Raw genomic sequence first — 21,337 nt, 5'->3', positions numbered from 1 at the left:
AGATGTTGTATCAATGGGTTTAAGTACATTTTGTGGATAATATTTCAATAACCCCAAATCATCAATCATTTGGTTGTGACTTATTTACTAACTATGTACCAATAGATCTGGAAAAATGATTATTTATCACTATTAATAGTGAACAAAAGAGGACGTTCAGGATACAAAAACCCCGATTTACTGCTTAATAGAGACCATGCTACTATTCAAAAAGAGAATAAGTTTGACTTTTCTAAAAAATAAAAAAGGAGCTGTTTTATGAAAAGAAAGTATAGTACAAGCTTACTAGTTTTGATAGAACTACTCTCTCGACTGATCAAGAAGAGAGAAAGGGAAAGCATGCAATAGAAAAATGGTAAAAAGATTAAAGGGGGATTAGAAACGTGAAGTCTACTATTTTGAAGGCATTAACATCATTAGTATTAATTTTTTGTTTATTTATAACTCCGATAAGCTCATTTGCAATGGGGTTAGATTATTTGGAAAAGGCTACAAATGAACATGCAAAGATCTCTGATGTGGAAAGTATCTTGAAAAATTTAACAGAAAAACAAAGGTCAAAGCTTAAAAACTTATATTCAGAAGAAGCGGCGAAATTACGTATTTCTTCTGATGTAAATCTAAATAATGAAGAAGAGTTGGATATAATCGTTCAGTTTCAAGTAGACCCTGCAGAAGTGCAAGTGGCAAAAGAACAAGCTAAAGGTAAAAAGGCTAAAGCTTTAGGACTTAACGAGGCAAAGGAAAAAGTAGAAAAATCCCATAATGACTTTAAAGAAAAAATAAACAAATCAAAATCAGCTAAAAATAATAAGATTAACAAGGAATATAAAAATGCGTTTAACGGTGTTTCTATGACATTACCAGCAAAAGAGGTAATGGAGCTCATCGAATTAACAGAAGTTAAAGCAGTTTGGGTTGACGAAAAGATACAACTAGAACCTCCTGTAGAAGAAAATGAATCATCCATTTCTCCAATGATGAATGATAGTATTCCTTTTTTGGGAGTGGATGGTCTACACGATGAAGGGATAACAGGTGAAGGGGTTAAAGTTGGTGTTCTGGATACAGGACTTGATTACAATCATCCCGACTTAAAAGATGTCTATAAAGGTGGTTATGACTTTGTAGATAATGATGCTGACCCAATGGAGGCTACCTATGGAGAGTGGCAAAATCTAGACCATTCTGCTTGGCCAGAAACATGGAATGGGGTTCCATATTGGACATCACATGGAACGCATGTATCAGGTATTATTGCCGGACAAGGTAAAGCTGATTCAGAACATGCGGTGACGGGTGTAGCGAATGGTGTCGATTTATATGCTTATCGTGTATTAGGACCATATGGATCGGGGTATACAAGTTCTGTATTGGCTGGTATTGATAAAGCGGTTGAAGACGGTATGGATATCATTAACCTTTCACTAGGTGCGAGTGTAAATGATCCTCTCTATCCAACATCAGTTGCTTTAAATAATGCGATGATAACAGGAACAGTATCTCTTGTAGCTGCAGGAAATAATGGTTCTGATGCTTATACCTTAGGCTCTCCTGGAACATCAGCTCTAGCGATTACAGTGGGTGCTAGTGATGTTTCAATTAAGATACCTACAGCAAAAGGAGAAATGGGGGAAACTTCCTATAATCTGCAGTTGCTAGCAAAGCATTTTGACGACAAGATAACGGAGCTAATCGATACATCACTTGACGTAATGGATGCAGGATTAGGCTTTGCTGAGGATTTTGAAGGTAAAGATTTTACTGGTAAATTAGCTTTGATTCAACGTGGTACATTACCTTTTAATGAAAAAATTGCTAACGCAAAGAGTGCTGGGGCAAGTGCAGTAATTATTTGGAATAATGTTGATGGAGTGATTCCGAATTTTTTAGGTGAAGGAATCGATTATATTCCTACTTTCACAATGACGAAAGAAGATGGGCAAAGCCTGAAAGAAAGTATAACAGAAGAGACGAAGTTTTCGTTTAAAGAAGTCGGCGAGATTAAAACAGAAGGAGATAAATTAGCTGACTTCAGTTCTCGTGGACCAGCTTTAAAAACGTATGATATCAAGCCTGAGATTACAGCACCAGGTGTCAGTATCTTTTCGACGGTACCAGGATATATAAACGATAAGGATGATCCTTCTAATTATCAATATGCATATGAAAGAATGTCAGGTACTTCTATGGCAACACCATATGCTGCTGGTGTAGCTGCACTGGTACTACAAAATAACCCTGACTACTCACCATTTGATGTGAAAACGGTATTAATGAATACTGCAGATGATTTAAGTCAAGATTACAGCGTGTTTGAAGTGGGTGCAGGTAGAGTTGATCCATATCATGCTGTTCATTCAGAAGTGAAAATTCAAGTCATGGATGAAACGCTATCTATTGATGAATCTTATAATGAAGTTGTCATTGATGATATTACGGGAGCGATTGCGTACGGATATCATTACAAACAAAAAGATTCATCAACTGTAGATAGTAGAATTGTAGAATTACAAAATGATAGTGATCAAAAGAAAGATTTTGACGTAAGTGTAGAACTATTGTCTTCTGATATTTCAGGTGCAAATAATGGAGAAACAAACGGAGTTGCAATTAAAGTAAGTGATTCAATATCTGTAGAAGCAAACAGTAAAGTTGAATTTACTCCAAGTATAGAAGTCCCATCAGACGCAAAGTCAGGAACATATGAAGGATATATTCATTTTAAAAATGTAAATAATGAACACGAGAAATTTCAAATTCCTTTCTCGATAATCGTAGCTGATAGAGGAATTAACTATTCAGTCGATCGACCTGCATTTGCTTCAGACGGCAGTAAATACCATGCCCATATGAGTGTCCCTGCAACTTTTTTATATGTAGGATTAAGAAGTCCGATGGAAACCATGGATTTAGTTGTAAAAGATGGAGATACAGGTGAATATTTAGGTTATCTTGGGTCATTCAATCCAGAATTTTTAAATGAAAATCTAGGAGTTGACTTTTTAGTGCCATTTGTTTTTGGTGGTGGAGCATACTACCCATTTACTGGAAATGAAGAAAATCCGATAAATGAAAAAATGGTGATAGCACCTGATGGAGCATATGAACTTGAAATCATCGGTGTAAATGAAGATGGTGAAATGTTTAAGCCATCAGATTATGTATTCATTGATAATCAAGTGCCGGAAATCACAATGGAACAAGAGCCTGGCGTTTATGAAATTGAGTATAACGAAAATGATGAACAAGGAGTCACTTGGTTTAATGGAAAAATTTACGATTCAAACGTTGACTTAATGAAAGAAAAAGGATTAAAAGAAATAAGGAATAATTTTGATGGCCAATTCAGCCCCGTTGACCAAGGATTAAATACTGTAGTGGGCTATGATAGTAAAGGGTGGGGATGGCCGACTCATTATTTTACTCCTGAATCGGATGGAAGCTTTAAGTTCGGTGTTACCCCTGAAGAAGTAGCAAACGGTCAATATGTGGACTTTATGTTCTATGGTTTTGATGCAGCAACAGCTGGAGATCAAGGAGGCGGTATGCATAAGTATTATTTCATAGGAAAAGGTGAAAAGTATGCCACGGCTAATCTTGATAAGCATGAACTTTACCTTGGGGATGAAGTTACAATTACATTAACAATGAAGAATGTTGAAGAGTTAATAGGTGGAGAATTTAAGCTTAGTTATCAAAATACCTATTTTGAATTTGTCGATGCTAAAGTTAATCAAAAATTAATGAAATTCGCAGAAGAAAAGAATTTAAGTACTAGAGTAGAAGTGGGAGAAATAGTACATGATTTTTGGGAGAATAACGTTCCTATTGGTGCATTTTTAGAAGGGGATGTAATAGATGGGGTAGATGGAAATATGCCTATTCTAGACGTTACCTTTAAGGTGATAAATGACGAATTTTATGATTATCTTTCATCTTTTAATTTTTTAGAAGCTAAATACCATAAAGTAGGAAAAGGGGAGGCTGTGCAAGTTCCTGGTTTTATTACAGAGAAGCTTGAAATAGTTCCAACGCATTCTGTTATCTGGGGTTATTTAGGGCCTGAAGCATTCCTACATGAGGAAGGATGGGTAAATGTAGATCTACATGATAAAGGTGTGGAGATTACCGCAATTTCACCAGATGGAGTTAAATATGAAGGAGCGCTAACAGAATCATCTAAATCAGAATTTGAAATTCACGGTATTCCAGCTACAGAAGAGACCTATAAAGTAGTGGTGAAAGTTCCGGGTCACTTCGAATCACACACTAAGGTGACTGTAGGTGCAGAGGTAAATGGTGAAGTATTAGGAATTAAAACAAGAGTTTATCCAGGATTACAGTTAGCTGGTGATGTAAACGGCGACCATGTTATTGATATTAAAGATGCTTTTTTCTTAAAAAATCATATCAATAAGCCAGGAGAAGGGACACCAAAAGCAGATCTTAATCAAGATGGAACCATTGATGCTACCGATATGAAATTCATCGTCCAAAATTATTTAAGTGTGAATGAAATGGTTGACAATCCACCAGTACCAAAAGAAAAACAAGGTGGTAAAACGCTTGAAGATATTCTTAAAGAGTTGGGTTTAACTGATTTATTAAATGAGGATAATGAATAATTCAGTTATTAGAGTCAGAGAAAGTACGGAAATGTTTCATTAATAATATATGAAGGAAAATAGGGCCTAATAGGGGCCCTATTTTCAAGAGGTGGCTTTAATCATTTGGTAACATATTTTCTGACTGACTATCGAAATGCACTGATTCAAGTTTTTTAGAAGAATATTTCTTCATCTACTTGGAAAGGTTTAAAATAAAGTAGATATTAAAATTGTTATTAAAGTCAGTAAAGGAGAGACTTTTTGATGATTGAGGGAGAAATCATTAAGTTTTATCGTGAGAAAGCTAAACTAACACAAGGGCAGCTTGTAAGTGGAATTTGTTCTATCACTCATTTAAGTAAAATTGAACGTGGTTTAACAGAGTGCTCTCCGCATACGATTGCTATCATCGCAAGCCGTTTAGGAATTAAAATGGAAAAGGAAATGGAAAAGCTTAACGAGATAAAACAGCTTCTAGACCGTTGGCTTGAGGTGATAGTCAAAGAAGGATTTCAAGAAATTGAAGTAATAAAAAAAGAGCTTGAAAACGCTGAATTAATTGATATTTCCATCTACAAAAATTTATACAGATTGCAAACTGTTAGATATGTACTAACACATAATGATTATAAGAAAGCCCATGAACTAATAAAAGATATCCAGAAATTAGAAGTCCATTTATCGACTTATGAGAAGAACCTATTTAAACACGTAAAAGGACTGTACTTTTTATCAAAAGGCGATTATTTAAAGGCAATAAATATTCTTAAAACTATCACTCAAAGCGAATATAATAACCCTGAATATTATTACCACCTTGCTGTCTCATATCATAATATTAACTCTCAAATTATGTGTTATTACTATGCAGATAAAGCATTACACTATTTTAAAAACAGTAATAACTTTCTAAAAATTATTGATACTGAAATGCTTCTTTTAGTCCAACTCCAATTTGATAAGCACCATGATTTTGATAATACGGTACAACAATATGAAAGATTAATTGAAAGCTGTGAAATGCTCAATTCTATAAGAAGAAAATCAAAGCTTTTACATAATTTGGCGTTTCAATATTTTATTAGAAATAAATATAAAAAAGCAAGTGAGCTATATAAAAAGTCATGCAATCTAAAGAATATGAAGTCAAGTGAGTACTTACTATCTCTTGAAGGCTATATTCGTAGCTTGTTTGAAGGAGAACTATTATCAAAAAAACAATTATTAAGTTTAACAAATGAAGGAATAAATAAAGCTAATGAATTGAATAATGATTTGTATATTATCCTCTTTAATCTCTTATCGTATTTAATAAAAGGGGAACAGGATCAGTATTTCAACTATCTTTCTAAAAAAGGCTTACCTTACTTTAGGAAATATGGATTTATTTATTTAGTCCAGCGTTCAGAAAAAGAACTATTTAGTTATTACACAGAACATGGTGAAACGGAAAAAGCTTTGGAAATAGCCATGCATTTTTTCATGAATAAGAAAGAGGATAGATTTGGTGTATAGGTCTATTACAATGCAATGATTGAACCACAGAAGTTGCCAAACGGGAAATGCCGGCTTTTGTGGTTTTTTAGGTTCTATTACATAAGGTGGGGTTCCTTCGTGAAGGGTTCAGTATTAAATTGGATAAGGGTGAAGTAAAATTAACTTCACCCAAACATTTGACCTAGAACCTTTTTATCATGAATATCAACGATCTTGGTCCAAATATTATTCTAGCCAACATGACGGAAGATCGAGTCTGTTTTCATTTATCTGGAAGACCAATTCGAATCTGCTTTCTTTCTGCTTCCCGGAATAACCTTCCACAAAAACTTGGCAACAGGGTTTGAAAACTGATATTTCTTTCCGTTTTGAACAATATAGTGGTTTCCGTTACACAAAACGTCTTTCTTTCCCAAGCTCACTGCAAATGCGCATTGACCATTAAACTCTGCATTAGATTTATGTTCCATAAGAGCCTCCTTGTATAAAAATTATTATTCCAATATTGCGTAAACGATAATTTATTTATGCTTGATGCCAGACAGCCGGTTTGTTTCCCTCTACATATTGCTTAAGAATGTACATAAGTGTTCCCCACGTTGTATTAATCATTGCATATGGTCCTTCCATGGACTCCCATCCTGAATGATTAAAGTTGACAATAGTCGCTCCGTGTTCATTAACATTCAACTCAAAGCGGATTTTTGTACCTTTCCATCCTTGCATCTCGTGTTGAGCTGTCCATTCAACCAGTTTACCTTCTTCAAGTTGGTCAATATGCATTTGAAATACAGCTTGGCGATTGTAAAAGCCAAATTCAGCAATGCTTCCTACTTGAGGTACAGCTTTAGCGTCTGTTGTCCACCAACCCTTGAAACCTTCTGAAGTGGTAATTGCTTGATATACTTTCTCAGGCGATGCATTGATGGTGATTTGATGTGGCATGTTCATCATTATTTACTCCTCTTTTCTTCTATTAAATTTATGATTTGCTCTAAGGAAGAGCATTATTCTGACTGCGTGGGATTATAATGTTACCAAAAGGTCACATTTAAGAATATATCATCCTCTTGTTAGGGTGTCAACAATATGTTACATTTTAGTCACGTTTTATTTTTGAAACTTTTATTGGTTAAAGGAAGGAGACTTTTAGATATTTCAAAATGATGACTAACGAAAAATTGGCGAATATTTTCAAGGCATTGGGCCATCCTATGAGAATTCAAATTTTGGATTATATTAAAGATCGTCCAATGAGTACTGGAGAATTAAGCGAACAGTTTCAAGTAACAAGATTTGCTGTTATGAAACATATCGATGTATTAGAAGAAACTGGACTGTTAGTACCCCGAAAAGTAGGAAGAACCCGGTTGAATTATTTAAATGCTGTACCATTGCAGCAACTGTACCAGAGGTGGGTTAGCCTTTATGCCGGTCAGGCAGCGACCTCACTGTTAAGTTTAAAGGAAAAATTGGAGGAAGAAGAAAGGAGTAAGACCATGTTAGAAAAAGAACATAAGTTTGAAATTAACTCATTCCAAATTGAACAAGAAATTTTTATTGATGCACCCAAAGAACGTGTATACGATGCATTAACTGAAAGAATCGGAGAATGGTGGGCCTATCGATTAGGAGAAGACAAAGAAGCGCCACTTTTATTAGATCCGAAAATAGGAGGAGCGTTTTACGAAGACTTTGGAAATGGCCAAGGAGCTTTATGGGGGACAGTTACTTATCTAAAAAAGCCGGTAGAAATCCGATTGCAAGGTCTTCTCGGTATGCAAGGAGCTGTGCAAAGCAGTTATAAATATGTTCTAGAAGAGAAGGAAACTTCTACTATATTGAAGCTTTCCCACCATGCGGTTGGTCTTATCGAACCGGGTTGGGAAGAAGGTCATAGGAAAGGTTGGGAGGAGCTTCTTGGAGTGTTTTTAAAGAAATATGTAGAAACAGGAAAACGACCTGGAGAATATGAAGACTAAACGCTAACGTTCTGGAAAGCCATATAAAAAACAGAGAGGGCCAGCCCCCCCTCTATTTCTTTCTGCAAACTGAGGTGAATACTGTGAAGCTGAATGAGGATTCTCAATATATCAGGGCAGTCAATCTTAAGAGAGATCATATTACCAATTATGATTCCTTTCCACTTAATCTTCCTCTTATCAGGAATTTCGAAGAGTTAAGGTTTCATCCCAATGTCACATATATCATTGGTGAAAACGGCATGGGGAAGTCCACTCTGCTGGAGGGGATCGCCATCGCTTTTGGATTCAATCCGGAAGGGGGCACACTGAATTTTAATTTTTCGAGCTATGACTCCCATTCTGATTTGGATGAGTATCTTCGTTTAATAAAAGGGGTAAATAGGGCCAGGGATCATTTTTTCTTTAGAGCCGAAACGTTTTATAATGTAGCAACCAACATAGATGAATTGGATAAAGAGCCGTCGGGGGGCAGAAGAATTATTGATTCCTTTGGCGGAAAGTCTCTGCATGAACAATCACATGGGGAATCGTTTTTTGCTGCATTTATGGAGCGATTCCAAGGTAATGGTCTCTATATTCTCGATGAGCCAGAAGCAGCTTTATCCCCGCTAAGACAGATGTCCATGCTCGCTAGGATAAATGAGCTTGTGAATCAAGGCTCGCAATTTATCATTTCTACGCATTCACCTATTATCATGGCATATCCACAAGCATCTATTTTTGAAATAACAGAAGATGGCATGCACGAATCATTTCTGGAGGACACAAATCACTATTCGGTTATGAAACAGTTTTTTGAGAATAAGGAACGGTTACTATACCATCTATTTCAATAATCTACAGGCACAATAACAAGGTCCGAACCTGTAAAAGTAAACAGAAAAGAGCCGCCCCATAGTCCGGTCAAAAATGACCGATTCTTGGGACAGGCTCTTTTTTACTAGATTAATTAAGTCGCAGCCTTCTGCAGCTTATGAAGGAACGTCAAGGATTTCCCTGTTCCAATTGCTACGGACTCCAAAGGATTTGGAGCTATATAGACAGGAACGACAATCTCGTTGCTCAACCATTCCTGCATGCCATTCAGCAATGCCCCGCCACCAGTGATGATGACACCTCTGTCAACGATGTCTCCACTCAGCTCCGGTGGGCAATCCTCTAATGTGGCACGGATTGCTTCAAGGATGTGCAGCAGAGATTCTCTGATGGATTTTTGGATTTCAGTAGAATGCAATTCAATCGTTTTCGGTAAACCTGTCACAAGGTCACGGCCGCGGATTTCCATTGTCAATTCTTCATGATCAACAAGTGCATAGCCGATTGTCATCTTGATCTGCTCAGCTGTACGTTCCCCGATTAAAAGGTTGTAGTTTTTGCGAACATGATGAACGATATCTTCGTCGAACTGGTCGCCACCTACTCGGATAGAGTTACAGGAAACAACGCCACCGTAAGAGATGATCGCTACTTCAGTTGTCCCACCGCCGATGTCGACAACCACGTTTGCCACAGGCTCGTCTACAGGAAGGTCAGCACCGATTGCAGCTGCTACCGGCTCTTCAATCAGGTGGACATGTTTCGCGCCGCAATTTTTCACGGCGTCTTGGATCGCTCTACGTTCCACCGATGTTGAACCGGATGGTGTACAAACTACCACACTTGGTTTGCGGATGGAGAAGCCCATCGCTTTACCTGCTTGTTTCATGATTTGTTTAAGCATGCTGGTGGTGATGTCGAAATCTGCGATTACACCATCTTTTAAAGGTCGAACGGCAACGATTCTGCCAGGAGTTTTACCAATCATATTCTTTGCTTCTGTTCCTACTGCAAGAACAGCCTTAGTTTCTAGATCAATTGCCACTACGGACGGTTCATTGAACACGATCCCTTTAGTTTTACTGTATACCAGCGTATTCGCTGTACCTAAGTCAATACCAATTTCCGTTGTTGAAAACATAGTCACTTCACCCAATCATTCTTTTAGTTTAGGTCTCTTATATACGTTCTAAGAATTATGTCGTTTTGTGGGGGTAAAAGTAATAGAATAATATGGTAATATACTTCTTGTTAAAATAAAGAAGGATACTAGTCATTTCTATTCACTTGCTTTTCCACTCCTTCCACCTAGATGTATACCCTTTAGTGGGAAATATAGTCATTTTATGGTATATTGGAGAAAAAATCAGCGGGGAATCATGCCTATGTCTTTTAAAAGAAAAATAGAGGACAGTACCGAGGAAGAGTTCTTTTCCTTGGATCGAATAATCACCTACTTCTTGATAGCCTGTACATTGATCATTGGGGCATTAACCTTCCTATTATTCTATGATGGGATTTCTGTTAACAAGGAAAAGAAAATCAGTGATTACATCTCAACTTCGGATAGACTTCTAAAGGAAACGGAACTGCTTACTGAACCTTTATTGATGTATGCAAACGGGGAGAATAACAGTTTTACTTTAGTGGATGATGACCTGGAATCCCTAAAACAAAGAATGGCAGAAGGCAAAGCGCTGGATGCACCCCGGGAGTTCCTTGAACATAAGGACACGATGAATGCCATATTGGCAGAAAGGTATGCAGCCTTTTACGCCTATTCTCTTGGAAACCGTTCCCGTTCTGCTGCAGAAGAGAAATTTGCGGGAATTGATCTGTTGATGGAAGAAGAGAAAAACAGTTTGATAGCAGCAATGGATCTAGCAGAAATCAACTATGAGTTATTAGAGGATGGAACTATCCGTTTCTATTTTAAAACATACTAAAAGCACCCAATACCTCATAAATGTTGGGTGCTTTTAGCTATCTTTCAGTTCTGTGTAGACAACAAGCCTCTCTTCGTGGTTTTGTGTGGAACGGTTGTACAAGCCTGTACAGGTTATCAGATTCAACTGTTTTTTGTTGCTTGGTCCAAATATCTGCCTTATCGGAGCTAGGTCATATGGATACGCCTGTTTATCCTTTACAACAAATGTAAGTGTTTCCCCGTTCTCTCCCTCTACTAGAATCTCATCTCCGACTTCGAGTTGTTTTAGATTAAAAAATATCGCGGGACCTGTGTAATCATCTACATGCCCTACCAGTACGGCATTACCCATTCCTCCAGGTTTAGTGCCTGGTTCATACCATCCGATTGTTTCTCCATCTTCCGGGACTTCCATTTCGCCGTTTTCGGACAGTCCCTGCGGCTTTATGGGAGCATCCACGTTTATGGCAGGAATACGCAGTTGAATAGGGATAACGGTAATCTGTGCATCTTTCGTTATTTTTCCAGAGGAGGTGCCTTCCGAGCTATTGATCTCGACTTGTGGATTTTTTACGGTAGTCTCTTCCTTCTTTTCCACCGGAGCCGAGGAGGGCTGCTCCTGCTCCGGTGTAGGGGCACTATAATTTTCAGGGGTCTGACACCCAATAAGAATTGCTAGTGCAAAGAAGGGAAGAATCAGCTTATTACTGCGCTGCAAAGCGACGAACCCCAATGACTGCAGCTCCCACCAATAAGAGTGTTCCTATCGCTGCCCAAGTATTGATTCCTTCAGAAGCAGAAGCGGATGCACCGCCCATACCAGTCTGCGGCATTTCGCTTGGCATCATCGTGTTGTCCACCAATACTAATACTTCAATGCTATCTACTGTATTAATTGCATAGACGGAATATACTTTGTTCGCTTCAAGTTCAGTGCCGGAAAGGTCTAATACTTGCTGACCGCCATCTGCTGTGCGAACTTCCAAGTCATAGGACCCAGCATCCAATGCCATATAATCTGTCACAGCCTTAAATTCCGCTCCGGAGAATACATCATCCCCGCCGATCAGTCCTACGTTTACTGCAGGGGCATCAGGAGAAAAATGACCCACACGGATCTTTGCCTTACCTTCCTCTATCATGTTGTTATCAGTTGTAACGGAAAGCTCCAGGTTTGCCACGGTGTTGATGGCAGCCACCGTGTAGGACATTCCAGCTTCCACGGTCAAATCGGCTGCAATGACAGGATCTGCTTCTCCCATTGTTCCTGTCGCATAAATTTCAACTTTGTGTGTACCTGCAGGAAGATTCATGTAATCTGTAGCAGCTTTAAAAGAAGCATTTTCCACAACTGCATCACCATTTACAAAAACGTCAACTGCCGGAGCATCAGGGGAAGCATGGATGATTCGAACCATTGCATGGTCATCTGCACTTGCAAAACTACTTAACACCGAAAATGCAAAAATACTGGCAATACTTGCAATCAACAAACGAAACTTTTTCAAATAAATCTCTCCCTTTTCTTGTTTTTGTACAGTATATGTTAACTAACTGTATAACTAATGTATACCACGTGATTATTTTTAATTCAAACTATTAATGTGCTCGAATGTGCTCCGTGGAAAACCGAACCTTGGATTTTGTTTTATTTTTTAGGGGCAGGGGTAGTTATACCGTATAAAGCTTAGGAGGCGATATTCATGGAGAGATTATTTAGAAGAGTATTCATTGCAGTGTTGCCGATTTTGGCAAAGGAAGGCTATAAATATTTCAAAGAAAGAAAAAAAACTCCACGAACGCAATAACCGATACTCGGATTTAGAATCGGGAGGGAAAAGATAATGGATAAGTATCTATACTATGTCACGATGGAAACCGGTAAGATACACCGAGAACCTTTTGATGACCAGGTAAAATATTATGAGGTCCTTGCAACAAACGATGAGATAAGGGAACTCGACGTGCTGTTCGACGAGTTGAACCGTTCCGAATACAGCTTTGATGGCTTTCAAGCCCCATTGAATGAAAAAAGTACCCAGGAACATCGAAACAAGCAGCAGTTGATCATGGACAAGATCTTTGCATCCATCTATGAACTGGGAACGGAAACAACAAAAGAGGAAATCAAAACGATGAACGGATTGAACCAGCGGGTGTAATGGACACGCTGGTTTTTTCTTTTGAATAGGCTGGTCAATGCTGCTGAACTTTTATGGGGGTACATAAAAAAATGGGTAGGTTTAGACCAGTTAAATGCATAATTTGGAATATTTCCCTTGTATAAATGGACTATTTTTCAAACTGGCAAGTGGTTTCCGTTGAAAGTGGATGGGTACCGCGATAGACTATTGTAAAAACGTTGTGTTAGGAGTATTCCTATGAATAAACAAAAACCAATCAATATGTATCCTGCTGTTGCAGTGATAATTTTCGATAAGCAAAAGAGAATACTGCTTCAAAAAAGGGCGGATGTCGGGCTATGGACCATCCCTGCCGGACATGTGATGCCTGGAGAAACGGTCGAGGAGGCAGCAGTGCGCGAGGTATATGAGGACACCGGGTTGATTGTCGATCCGTACCGTCTTATCGGGGTATATTCCGATCCCGAATCCCAGACATTCGAATACCCGGATGGAAGACTGGTGCAGTTTGTCACCTCCTACTTCGAAGCCGAGATAACTGGTGGAACCACAGAAAAGAAGAACAAAGCACTAATCGAAATCGACTACTTTGCGCCAAACAGACTGCCACATGACCTCCTGCCCATGCACCCCAGATGGCTTGTTGACGCATTCTCCGATCGAAGGGAAGCATTTGTGCGATAAACGCAGCACGTGGGCATGCGGTTAAAAAGGTGCTTCGACGTAAATGAAAAAATCCCTGCCGGGGTCTGGCCCCTGGCAGGGATTTTTTTTACTCACTCACTAAAAGAACGATCTATCATTAATGCACATTAGTCAGAAAGGTCAGGAAGAACAGCGCCGCGATCACATAAAGCGGTGCGGATACTTCTTTTGCTTTGCCAAGTGCCAGTTTAACCAGCGGGTAGGCAATGAATCCGAATGCGATTCCGTCGGCAATGCTGTAAGAGAATGGGATCATTACAATTACAAGAAATGCCGGGAATCCTTCCGTTAGATCTTGGAAGTCGATCTGTTTGACGCTTTGCAGCATAAGAACCCCTATGATGATCAGGATTGGTGCAATCGCGCTTCCAGGGATGATCTTAATGAAAGGAATCGCAAAAATGGAAAGCAAAAATAAGCTTCCTGTCACAATGGCTGTCACACCAGTTCGTCCTCCTGCAGCAATACCGGCAGCACTTTCCACTGTGGAAACAGTTGGACTTGTGCCTAAAAGTCCGCTCGTAAGAACGGAGATACCGTTTGCCTGGAAGGAACGTTTGAATTTTTCCGGACGCTTGATCATACTCAGGTGACCATTTATCAGCCCGATGTTCTCAAACAAGAGAACCATCGTTAAAGAGAAGACAGCTACTAAAAACGTAAACTCTCCAATCTTTGCAAATGAAACGGCACCGAATAAGGAAGCATAAGCATCCAATGGCAATGCATTTCCACCTACATCGGAAAAGCTTACCACTCCTAAAGCCGCAGCAATACCTGTACCGACAATCATACTGATCAGAAAGTTGGCAGGAACATTGCGCATGAACAGAATAACAGCAAGGATTACAGAAAGGATGGTGGCGATCACATAAGGACTCGTCACATCACCAAGTGCCAATAGCGAATTATCGCCTTTTGTCACAAGTCCGCCTTTTTCCAACCCGATCAAGGTTAAAAATAAACCCAGACCGACTGTTATTGCATGCTTTAAAGAGTTTGGAATTGCTTCTAGCAGTAATTGAGAGAGCTTCGTAAACGAAATGACGGTTACGATCACCCCAGAAATCACTACTACACCCAACGCTTCCTGCCAGGATAATCCCATGGAATGAACCAATGTATAAGTGAACATCGCGTTGATTCCCATACCTGGAACGAGGATGATCGGGGCATTTGCCCAGAATCCCATCAGCCAGCAACCCACTACACAAGTGAGGATGGTGGCAATGATTCCAGCTTCAATTGGGATTCCTGCTTCAGCAAGAATCGTTCCGTTGACAGCAATAATGTACACAATGGTAAAGAATGATATCATACCTGCCATCATTTCACGCTTTAACGTGGTTTCATGGCCAGGTAAATCAAAAGAAGACTTTATCCATTGAAGCATAGTAAAACACCTTATTCAGTTTCCCTCTCCCACCCGGTCTCGCAGGACCCACAAACTAGTATTATAAGTCTATAAGAAGAAAACAACAATAGTAAAATTTGAAAACACTATATTAGAATGTTCAGAAAATATTCACAATCAATTTGAAAATCTTCGGGTATACTATAAGTAACGCAAAGGAAAAGGGTGATGGGATGGACTTTTTTCGAATAACGGAAGAGAAAATTCGCAAAGCTTATGAAGACGGCGAATTTGAAAATTTGCCTGGGCTAGGAAAGCCTTTGGAATTGGAGGACATGTCGCACGTTCCGCCTGAAATGAGAATGGCATATAAAATCATGAAAAACTCCGGCATGATGGAGGAGCAACAATTGAAAACAGAGATTGAATATCTCGAAGACCTGATTAAAGGGGCGCATGATGACCTTGAGGAGTCCAGATTGAAGGTAAGATTGAATGAAAAGCAACTCCGCTTCAACCAACTTATGCAAAAAAAGAAAAAGGACCTAAACTCGGCAGTGTTCAAGAATTATCAAAACCGGATCGATGAAAGGTTAAAGTAAGGGCCTGATCAAATATATCGGGTCTTTTTTTGTGGAAGCCGCATTCATTTCAGCAAAATTACAATCATTACGTTTTTAATTCTCATCAAATTCTCATGCCGTGAGGATGGAATTTTAGGTACTATTAATATATAGGAGTTTTGCGATTGATTTTTAAGGTAATAGACTAAACTGTAAGCAAGGTGCCACTTATACTTGGAGGTGGAGAGATGTGTAAAGTACTTATAATAGAAGATGAAAAGAATCTGGCGCGCTTTATTGAGCTGGAACTACAATATGAAGGCTTCACGATCGCCACTGCGTATGATGGAAGAGCGGGCCTTGACTTAGCGATAAATGAAGAATGGGATGTCATACTGCTGGATCTGATGCTGCCGGGCCTGAGCGGCATGGAAGTGTGCCGCAGGATCCGGGCGGCAAAAGATACGCCAATCATCATGCTGACGGCACGGGACAGTGTAATGGACAAGGTATCAGGCCTTGATAGCGGGGCAGACGATTATATGTCCAAGCCATTTGCCATAGAGGAGCTGCTTGCGAGAATCCGTGCCCTATTGCGGAGGCTCGAAGGAAAGAAGTCGGCATCCAGTACGAAAACCCTCACCTTTCAGGAGCTGGAAGTGGATCTTGATGCCAGAACCGTCCATCGGGAAAAGGAATTGATAGAGCTGACGAAAAGGGAGTTCGACCTTTTGGTTGTTTTCATGACCAATATCAATCGGGTCCTGACCAGGGAGCTTCTCCTTGAAAAGGTATGGGAGCTCGGAACCTATGCAGAAACGAATGTGGTGGATGTGTATGTGCGATACCTACGGAATAAGATTGATAAACCGGACGGAGAAAGCTTTATTCAGACAGTGCGCGGGACGGGTTATGTGATGAGAAAATGACGAAAATAACCAACTTTTTTTATCAGCTGCCGATCCGTTGGAAAATTACCATCTGGTCGTCTTTAGTGCTGTTCATCTTATTTGTAACCTATAATTCGATACAATACTATGTGATGAGAACTTGGATGATCGATCAGGAGGAGCGGAATATCCAGGACAAGATGAATGAGGTACAAGCCTACCTGGCAGACAAGCCCTTTCTGGTCGATCGCACAGAAATCATCTATAGCAGCGGTTTTTTAGAAAAAGTAAATGAAGCCAATGAGCTTATCCGAATTATTGACCGCGACGGAAACCTTGTTCTTGCAGTAGCGACCAATCTACCGCAGGAGCTGCTTGTGACTCCAGTGGACAGCGATAATCTCGAGCATGTGAAGGTAAACGGAAAGCATTATCTCATTCACCGCCAGCCGGTCATTACGAACGGTTTTATCGGATACATAGAAATTATCAGGGATCTAAAAAACTACGAACGGCTAAGGAAACTCATTTTCCTTGTTACCTGGTCAGCGGGAGCAGGGGCGATTCTTCTTAGTGGTATTGGCGGGATGCTTATTGCACGAAAGCTCCTTAAACCGATTGCAGCGCTGACGGATACGATGAAGCGCATCAAAAAGCGAGGGTTCAAGGAGCGTGTTCCTCAGGATAGCAACGAAAAGGATGAGATTGCGGACATCTCCAATATGTTCAACGAGATGATGACAGACGTAGAAACATCCTTCCAAAAGCAGAAGCAATTTGTGGAGGATGCATCCCACGAGCTGAGAACTCCAATATCCATCCTAGAAGGCCATCTTTCCATGCTCAACCGATGGGGAAAAAATGACCCCGAGGTACTCGAGGAATCGCTGAAAGCGTCCCAGCAAGAGGTGGAGCGACTGAAAATGCTCGTATTTGAGTTGCTGGAGCTGACAAGACTGGAGTCCGACCGATTCGAAATCGGCGATGATCTCATAAGTCCAGTTCCTGTAATAGAAGAGCTTATTAAAAAATTCATTCTGCTCCACCCTGAGTTTTCTTTTACATTTGAAAATAGATTAAAAGAGGACATCTCGATACAAATGGCCGATCGACACTTAGAACAACTTTTGATCATCCTCCTGGATAATGCAGTGAAGTATTCCAAGGAATCCACAAAAGTGGAAATTATAGCTGAGAAAAAAGCAGACAAGTTCATCTGCCACATCAAGGACTATGGCATTGGCATCCCGGAGGAAGACCTGAAAAAAATCTTTAACCGCTTCTATCGCGTGGATAAAGCCCGCAGCCGTGAAAAAGGCGGACAAGGGCTGGGACTGTCAATCGCCAAGCGCATTGTCCACAACTATAATGGTTTGATTGAAGCTGACAGTAAAGAAGGGGAATGGACCGTCATTCAACTGCAATTTGATATTGAAAAACTTCCATCTTAAATTTCTCATCAAAATCTAATTTTTCTTTAAGGTTGTTTTCATCACTATACGGTTAAATATAAGTATAGAATATTTCATTGATGATTCTGGAAGGCTCTTTTCATAAAGTTTGTTGCTTATCGGCTTTTGGATTTTTTACAGTCATAAACTAGAAAAATTCAAATGGGAAATTTGCTCAATCTCTGAAAAAAACACGATGGTAGATAAATTTACGTGAAAATATTTTATTCGTTAAAAGCAACAATTTCGGCGAAAACAGCCTTCTGAAAAAACAAGATGAGGTGAAAAGGAAATGGGATACTATGATGAACATGTGAACCGGACACGTTCGAAAAAGGAAAGATCCTTCGGTAAAGTGATGATCGCTTCCGTTTCAGGCGGGATTGTAGGAGCACTTGGGGTAGTCTCCATGCTGCCGGTCCTGATGGATTGGGGATTATATATCGATAATGAAGCACAGGACCAAGAAACACCTCCAACGGTGGAAACAAGCACTGCAAACATCCAGACCGAGCAGGTAGATTTCAAACAGATACAAACAAATGTAACAACTTCGGTAGAAAGAGTTTCTGACGCCGTAGTTGGGGTAGTAAATATACAAGAAGGAAGAAATTCACTATTTGACCCAAGGCCTTCCCAATCTTCGCAGGAAGCGGGAACAGGCTCAGGAGTCGTATATAAAAAAGAGAACGGTAAAGCATACATCGTCACAAATGCCCACGTAATAGACGGAGCTTCCAAAGTGGAGGTCAGCATGGCGGACGGCAGCAGAGTCGAAGCAAATGTAGTTGGTAGTGATGCACTGACAGATCTTGCCGTACTGACAGTGGATGGATCAAAGGTCAGCAAGGTTGCAACCTTCGGAAATTCTGAATCCATCACGCTTGGTGAACCGGTAATCGCAATCGGTAATCCGCTGGGACTTGAATTCTTCGGATCAGTGACACAGGGCATCATCAGTGGAAAAGAACGGATCATTCCCGTTGACATAAATCAAGACGGTCAGCCGGATTGGGAAGCGGATGTCATCCAGACCGATGCAGCCATCAATCCTGGTAATAGTGGCGGAGCATTAATCAATCTGCGAGGAGAAGTAATCGGAATCAACTCGATGAAAATCGCTCAGTCCGAGATTGAAGGCCTAGGCTTTGCAATTCCAATATCAGCAGTAAAACCGATCATCGAAGATCTGGAACAGCATGCAGAAGTGCAAAGACCATTTATGGGTGTCGGTCTTGCCTCACTTTCTGACGTCCCACTAGAACAACAGCGCACAACACTGAAGCTTCCGGAAGAAGTTCAAAACGGAATAGTCGTCACTGGTGTAGAAAAAATGTCACCGGCCGAAAAGGCGGGATTAAAGGCATATGATGTCATCGTTAAGCTGGATGGACAGGAAATCAAGGACGCTTTAGGGCTTCGCAAATTCCTTTACAATGAAAAGCAAATTGGAGACAAAGTGAAAGTGTCGTTCTATCGAAATGGTCAATTGCAGGAAGCTGAAATGACGTTAGTAAAACAAATGTTTTAAATTCGACGAATAGAGGCGATCTAAATGATGCAAAAAACGACTGTCAAAGAGAAAAAAGGTATCGATGTTCGCAAAATAGTGGAAAAATACAAGAAAAAAGGCATCAATGTGGAAGTATGCAAGCCAAGGCTTGACCTGATTAAAGGGCTAAGCCCCCAATAATACAATAATTTATGTTTCCTCCCCTTTAACATAAATGAAAAAAGCGCCACATTTCCTTTCACACGAGAGGAAGATGTGGCGCTTTTGCTTTACCTGAAAAGTTTCTTATTTGGTGATAAGTTGATCTACCATTATTTTTTGATATATATGAATAATTTCCTCATCATCTAAACTAAGTAAGTTTTGACGCAGGTGACCTTTATCCATTAGCGTTTGTTCTACACTTTCACGTTCCATATCAGTTAAGAAATATCGTTTTGCTACTAGCAAGTTCAGCACCTCGTTTAAATTTTTTTTGTATTTTCTATAGTAATTCCCAGTTTGCTAGATTTATATACCTAAAAAAACTATTTTTCTAAAAAAATTTTTGTTTTTTATAGATTGTCTATTGTGGACGCGGCTGGGGCTGAGATGTAGCAGGGCTGGGCGGGAAATCAAGCAAATGCTGGAGATGAGGAACGCGTGTGAAAATTGGAATCTACACACTTTGTTGTATAACTCTTCCGGAAATAGTGTTGATCTATCCACAATCAGTATTATTCTATCCAAAACATCTGTTAATCTATCGAAAAACCACCGCAATGTATCCACTTTACAAAAATGCCCAAAAATGATCCAAAAAAAAGCTTCCCCAGTTTCAGCAGGATGCGCAACACAACCGCTAAAACCTGAGAAAGCCTCGAAAATTACAACTTCAACTGACAAACAACAACAGATCATTCTTTTTCCAAAAACTCAAACAAAAACGACTGGCCATCCCGGTAAAAGCGCGGATCATAGACGCCGAGTCGCTCCTCATCATCCACAATCACGACAAACGGAGACCACTCATACAGTGTTTTGGCTTCCGGCACTTCGGCAAACAAAGCTTCTAGGTCTGCATCTTCCGCAGATTCCAAGGAATATTGCAAGGTCGGCTTTGTGAACAGGCTGTCATCAAAAATCATGACAGTGTTTTCAATCTTACCGATCACTGAGTAATGCCATGGAATGAAACTAGCTGAAAGTGCAACTTGATCGTATTTATCCTCATAGCTTTTATAGAGAAGATAACCCTGGAATGTCTGGATGGTGACATGGAATAAAATGAGCAGCCACACCATTCGATACAGTTGATGGCGCTCTTTTTTCCAAAAGCGACGTGCAAAAAAGCCGACTGCGATAATGAACCAGATCATAAAATCAACGATTGATATCGTTCCAAACGTTATCCGTATCGAGGAAAAGGGCTCAAGATATCCGGTTCCCCATGCGTTGAATAAATCACTCGTATTATGTATGAAAACAGCGATAAGCGGGACCCATAAAAAGCGCCAATCCCTCTTCTTTAAAATCAGCATGCTGAGCAAGAAAAGCAGAAGCGCCCAAACCGGGACCATGAACAGTGAGTGCGTGATGCCGCGGTGCCACATCTGGTACATGCCCTCTGTGTCCCAGAACTGTGAGATCACATCGCTGTCAGGGATTTGACTTGCAATGATAGAAGAGGCAAATAACGCTATTTTTGTTTTTTTATCATCTTCTCTTTTGTCCACGGCCCCATAGATCGTCATTCCAAAGAGCGTGTGTGTAATTGTATCCAAATTAATCCCCCTTATAAGAAAAGCAAAGTCGACCTGTTTTCGCCCGACAAGCTTGACGTTAAAGCAAAAAGCCTACTCTAACAGTTTACCTTAAAAAGGGGGTGCAAACAAAAAAACAA

At 39.9% G+C, this 21,337-nt stretch carries 20 protein-coding genes; 12 read left to right on the top strand and 8 right to left on the bottom strand.

Going from position 1 to position 21,337, the window contains the following annotated elements; all coding sequences use genetic code 11:
* Nucleotides 1-383 precede the first annotated feature (383 nt).
* Together ABN702_RS16860 and ABN702_RS16855 are read left to right on the top strand one after the other, a co-directional pair.
* Nucleotides 384-4,628, top strand: a complete 4,245-nt coding sequence (locus tag ABN702_RS16860) for a S8 family serine peptidase (protein ID WP_417897920.1) — start codon at nt 384-386, stop codon at nt 4,626-4,628.
* 246 nt (nt 4,629-4,874) lie between these two features.
* Nucleotides 4,875-6,125, top strand: coding sequence for a helix-turn-helix domain-containing protein (locus tag ABN702_RS16855; RefSeq protein WP_417897919.1), 1,251 nt, complete (start codon nt 4,875-4,877; stop codon nt 6,123-6,125).
* 248 nt (nt 6,126-6,373) lie between these two features.
* On the opposite strand, the gene ABN702_RS16850 is transcribed toward ABN702_RS16855, so the two are convergent.
* Nucleotides 6,374-6,577, bottom strand: coding sequence for a hypothetical protein (locus tag ABN702_RS16850; RefSeq protein ID WP_417897918.1), 204 nt, complete (start codon nt 6,575-6,577; stop codon nt 6,374-6,376).
* A gap of 55 nt (nt 6,578-6,632) precedes the next feature.
* Complete coding sequence (locus ABN702_RS16845) at nt 6,633-7,061, bottom strand: SRPBCC family protein (RefSeq protein ID WP_417897917.1); 429 nt, start codon at nt 7,059-7,061, stop codon at nt 6,633-6,635.
* A gap of 209 nt (nt 7,062-7,270) precedes the next feature.
* On the opposite strand from ABN702_RS16845, the gene ABN702_RS16840 reads away from it, so the two are divergent.
* Both ABN702_RS16840 and ABN702_RS16835 read left to right on the top strand, forming a co-directional pair.
* On the top strand, nt 7,271-8,089 hold the full coding sequence (locus ABN702_RS16840; RefSeq protein ID WP_417897916.1) for a helix-turn-helix domain-containing protein: 819 nt from the start codon (nt 7,271-7,273) through the stop codon (nt 8,087-8,089).
* A gap of 83 nt (nt 8,090-8,172) precedes the next feature.
* Complete coding sequence (locus ABN702_RS16835) at nt 8,173-8,928, top strand: AAA family ATPase (protein ID WP_417897915.1); 756 nt, start codon at nt 8,173-8,175, stop codon at nt 8,926-8,928.
* Nucleotides 8,929-9,041: 113 nt separating this feature from the next.
* On the opposite strand, the gene mreBH is transcribed toward ABN702_RS16835, so the two are convergent.
* On the bottom strand, nt 9,042-10,049 hold the full coding sequence (mreBH, locus tag ABN702_RS16830; protein WP_417897914.1) for a rod-share determining protein MreBH: 1,008 nt from the start codon (nt 10,047-10,049) through the stop codon (nt 9,042-9,044).
* Nucleotides 10,050-10,293: 244 nt separating this feature from the next.
* Between mreBH and ABN702_RS16825 the strand changes: the two genes are divergently transcribed.
* The gene (locus ABN702_RS16825; RefSeq protein ID WP_417897913.1) at nt 10,294-10,854 is read left to right on the top strand and encodes a hypothetical protein; all 561 of its coding nucleotides are present in this window, start codon (nt 10,294-10,296) and stop codon (nt 10,852-10,854) included.
* Between the two features lie 33 nt (nt 10,855-10,887).
* Here ABN702_RS16825 and ABN702_RS16820 read toward each other — a convergent pair whose 3' ends face one another.
* The gene (locus ABN702_RS16820; RefSeq protein ID WP_417897912.1) at nt 10,888-11,553 is read right to left on the bottom strand and encodes a sortase domain-bontaining protein; all 666 of its coding nucleotides are present in this window, start codon (nt 11,551-11,553) and stop codon (nt 10,888-10,890) included.
* A complete protein-coding gene (locus ABN702_RS16815) occupies nt 11,540-12,343 on the bottom strand; it encodes a DUF4397 domain-containing protein (protein ID WP_417897911.1) in 804 nt (267 codons plus the stop codon). Before ABN702_RS16815 ends, ABN702_RS16820 begins: the two co-directional genes overlap by 14 nt.
* A gap of 336 nt (nt 12,344-12,679) precedes the next feature.
* On the opposite strand from ABN702_RS16815, the gene ABN702_RS16810 reads away from it, so the two are divergent.
* Nucleotides 12,680-12,997: a hypothetical protein gene (locus ABN702_RS16810; RefSeq protein WP_417897910.1), complete on the top strand. Its 318-nt coding sequence runs from the start codon at nt 12,680-12,682 to the stop codon at nt 12,995-12,997.
* A gap of 219 nt (nt 12,998-13,216) precedes the next feature.
* Nucleotides 13,217-13,663: an NUDIX domain-containing protein gene (locus ABN702_RS16805; protein WP_417897909.1), complete on the top strand. Its 447-nt coding sequence runs from the start codon at nt 13,217-13,219 to the stop codon at nt 13,661-13,663.
* Between the two features lie 118 nt (nt 13,664-13,781).
* Here ABN702_RS16805 and ABN702_RS16800 read toward each other — a convergent pair whose 3' ends face one another.
* On the bottom strand, nt 13,782-15,077 hold the full coding sequence (locus tag ABN702_RS16800) for an NCS2 family permease (RefSeq protein ID WP_417897908.1): 1,296 nt from the start codon (nt 15,075-15,077) through the stop codon (nt 13,782-13,784).
* Between the two features lie 194 nt (nt 15,078-15,271).
* Between ABN702_RS16800 and ABN702_RS16795 the strand changes: the two genes are divergently transcribed.
* The 5 genes from ABN702_RS16795 to ABN702_RS16775 all read left to right on the top strand — a co-directional run bounded on the left by ABN702_RS16795 (nt 15,272) and on the right by ABN702_RS16775 (nt 19,635).
* The gene (locus tag ABN702_RS16795; RefSeq protein ID WP_204415089.1) at nt 15,272-15,640 is read left to right on the top strand and encodes a DnaJ family domain-containing protein; all 369 of its coding nucleotides are present in this window, start codon (nt 15,272-15,274) and stop codon (nt 15,638-15,640) included.
* Nucleotides 15,641-15,849: 209 nt separating this feature from the next.
* Complete coding sequence (locus ABN702_RS16790) at nt 15,850-16,530, top strand: response regulator transcription factor (protein WP_417897907.1); 681 nt, start codon at nt 15,850-15,852, stop codon at nt 16,528-16,530.
* Nucleotides 16,527-17,942, top strand: coding sequence for a sensor histidine kinase (locus ABN702_RS16785; RefSeq protein ID WP_417897906.1), 1,416 nt, complete (start codon nt 16,527-16,529; stop codon nt 17,940-17,942). The genes ABN702_RS16790 and ABN702_RS16785 overlap by 4 nt, the downstream gene beginning before the upstream one ends.
* Before the next feature lie 292 nt (nt 17,943-18,234).
* Nucleotides 18,235-19,473 carry a S1C family serine protease gene (locus ABN702_RS16780; protein ID WP_417897905.1) on the top strand — a complete coding sequence of 413 codons (1,239 nt, stop codon included), beginning with the start codon at nt 18,235-18,237 and terminating at the stop codon, nt 19,471-19,473.
* Between the two features lie 24 nt (nt 19,474-19,497).
* A complete protein-coding gene (locus ABN702_RS16775; RefSeq protein ID WP_417897904.1) occupies nt 19,498-19,635 on the top strand; it encodes a hypothetical protein in 138 nt (45 codons plus the stop codon).
* A 105-nt stretch (nt 19,636-19,740) separates the two neighbouring features.
* Here the strand turns inward: ABN702_RS16775 and ABN702_RS16770 are convergent, their stop codons facing one another.
* Both ABN702_RS16770 and ABN702_RS16765 read right to left on the bottom strand, forming a co-directional pair.
* Nucleotides 19,741-19,905 (bottom strand): hypothetical protein, encoded by a 165-nt coding sequence (locus ABN702_RS16770; RefSeq protein WP_386638203.1) that lies wholly within the window; start codon nt 19,903-19,905, stop codon nt 19,741-19,743.
* 446 nt (nt 19,906-20,351) lie between these two features.
* Complete coding sequence (locus ABN702_RS16765; protein ID WP_417897903.1) at nt 20,352-21,218, bottom strand: metal-dependent hydrolase; 867 nt, start codon at nt 21,216-21,218, stop codon at nt 20,352-20,354.
* Between the last annotated feature and the right edge of the window lie 119 nt (nt 21,219-21,337).

This window comes from Bacillus haimaensis (assembly GCF_048270625.1).
GTDB lineage: Bacteria > Bacillota > Bacilli > Bacillales > Bacillaceae_I > Sutcliffiella_A > Sutcliffiella_A haimaensis.
The sequence above is the reverse complement of the archived record's forward strand: the minus strand, read 5'-3'. Positions and strand labels throughout refer to the sequence as shown.

What these genes read in the sequence shown, in the direction of transcription:
- ABN702_RS16825 (WP_417897913.1), top strand. Translation starts at nt 10,294, where the DNA reads ATGTCTTTTAAAAGAAAAATAGAGGACAGTACCGAGGAAGAGTTCTTT.
- ABN702_RS16785 (WP_417897906.1), top strand. Translation starts at nt 16,527, where the DNA reads ATGACGAAAATAACCAACTTTTTTTATCAGCTGCCGATCCGTTGGAAA.
- ABN702_RS16775 (WP_417897904.1), top strand. Translation starts at nt 19,498, where the DNA reads ATGATGCAAAAAACGACTGTCAAAGAGAAAAAAGGTATCGATGTTCGC.
- ABN702_RS16845 (WP_417897917.1), bottom strand. Translation starts at nt 7,061, where the DNA reads ATGATGAACATGCCACATCAAATCACCATCAATGCATCGCCTGAGAAA.
- ABN702_RS16840 (WP_417897916.1), top strand. Translation starts at nt 7,271, where the DNA reads ATGATGACTAACGAAAAATTGGCGAATATTTTCAAGGCATTGGGCCAT.
- ABN702_RS16790 (WP_417897907.1), top strand. Translation starts at nt 15,850, where the DNA reads ATGTGTAAAGTACTTATAATAGAAGATGAAAAGAATCTGGCGCGCTTT.
- ABN702_RS16780 (WP_417897905.1), top strand. Translation starts at nt 18,235, where the DNA reads ATGGGATACTATGATGAACATGTGAACCGGACACGTTCGAAAAAGGAA.
- ABN702_RS16805 (WP_417897909.1), top strand. Translation starts at nt 13,217, where the DNA reads ATGAATAAACAAAAACCAATCAATATGTATCCTGCTGTTGCAGTGATA.
- mreBH (WP_417897914.1), bottom strand. Translation starts at nt 10,049, where the DNA reads ATGTTTTCAACAACGGAAATTGGTATTGACTTAGGTACAGCGAATACG.
- ABN702_RS16800 (WP_417897908.1), bottom strand. Translation starts at nt 15,077, where the DNA reads ATGCTTCAATGGATAAAGTCTTCTTTTGATTTACCTGGCCATGAAACC.
- ABN702_RS16810 (WP_417897910.1), top strand. Translation starts at nt 12,680, where the DNA reads ATGGATAAGTATCTATACTATGTCACGATGGAAACCGGTAAGATACAC.
- ABN702_RS16795 (WP_204415089.1), top strand. Translation starts at nt 15,272, where the DNA reads ATGGACTTTTTTCGAATAACGGAAGAGAAAATTCGCAAAGCTTATGAA.
- ABN702_RS16850 (WP_417897918.1), bottom strand. Translation starts at nt 6,577, where the DNA reads ATGGAACATAAATCTAATGCAGAGTTTAATGGTCAATGCGCATTTGCA.
- ABN702_RS16855 (WP_417897919.1), top strand. Translation starts at nt 4,875, where the DNA reads ATGATTGAGGGAGAAATCATTAAGTTTTATCGTGAGAAAGCTAAACTA.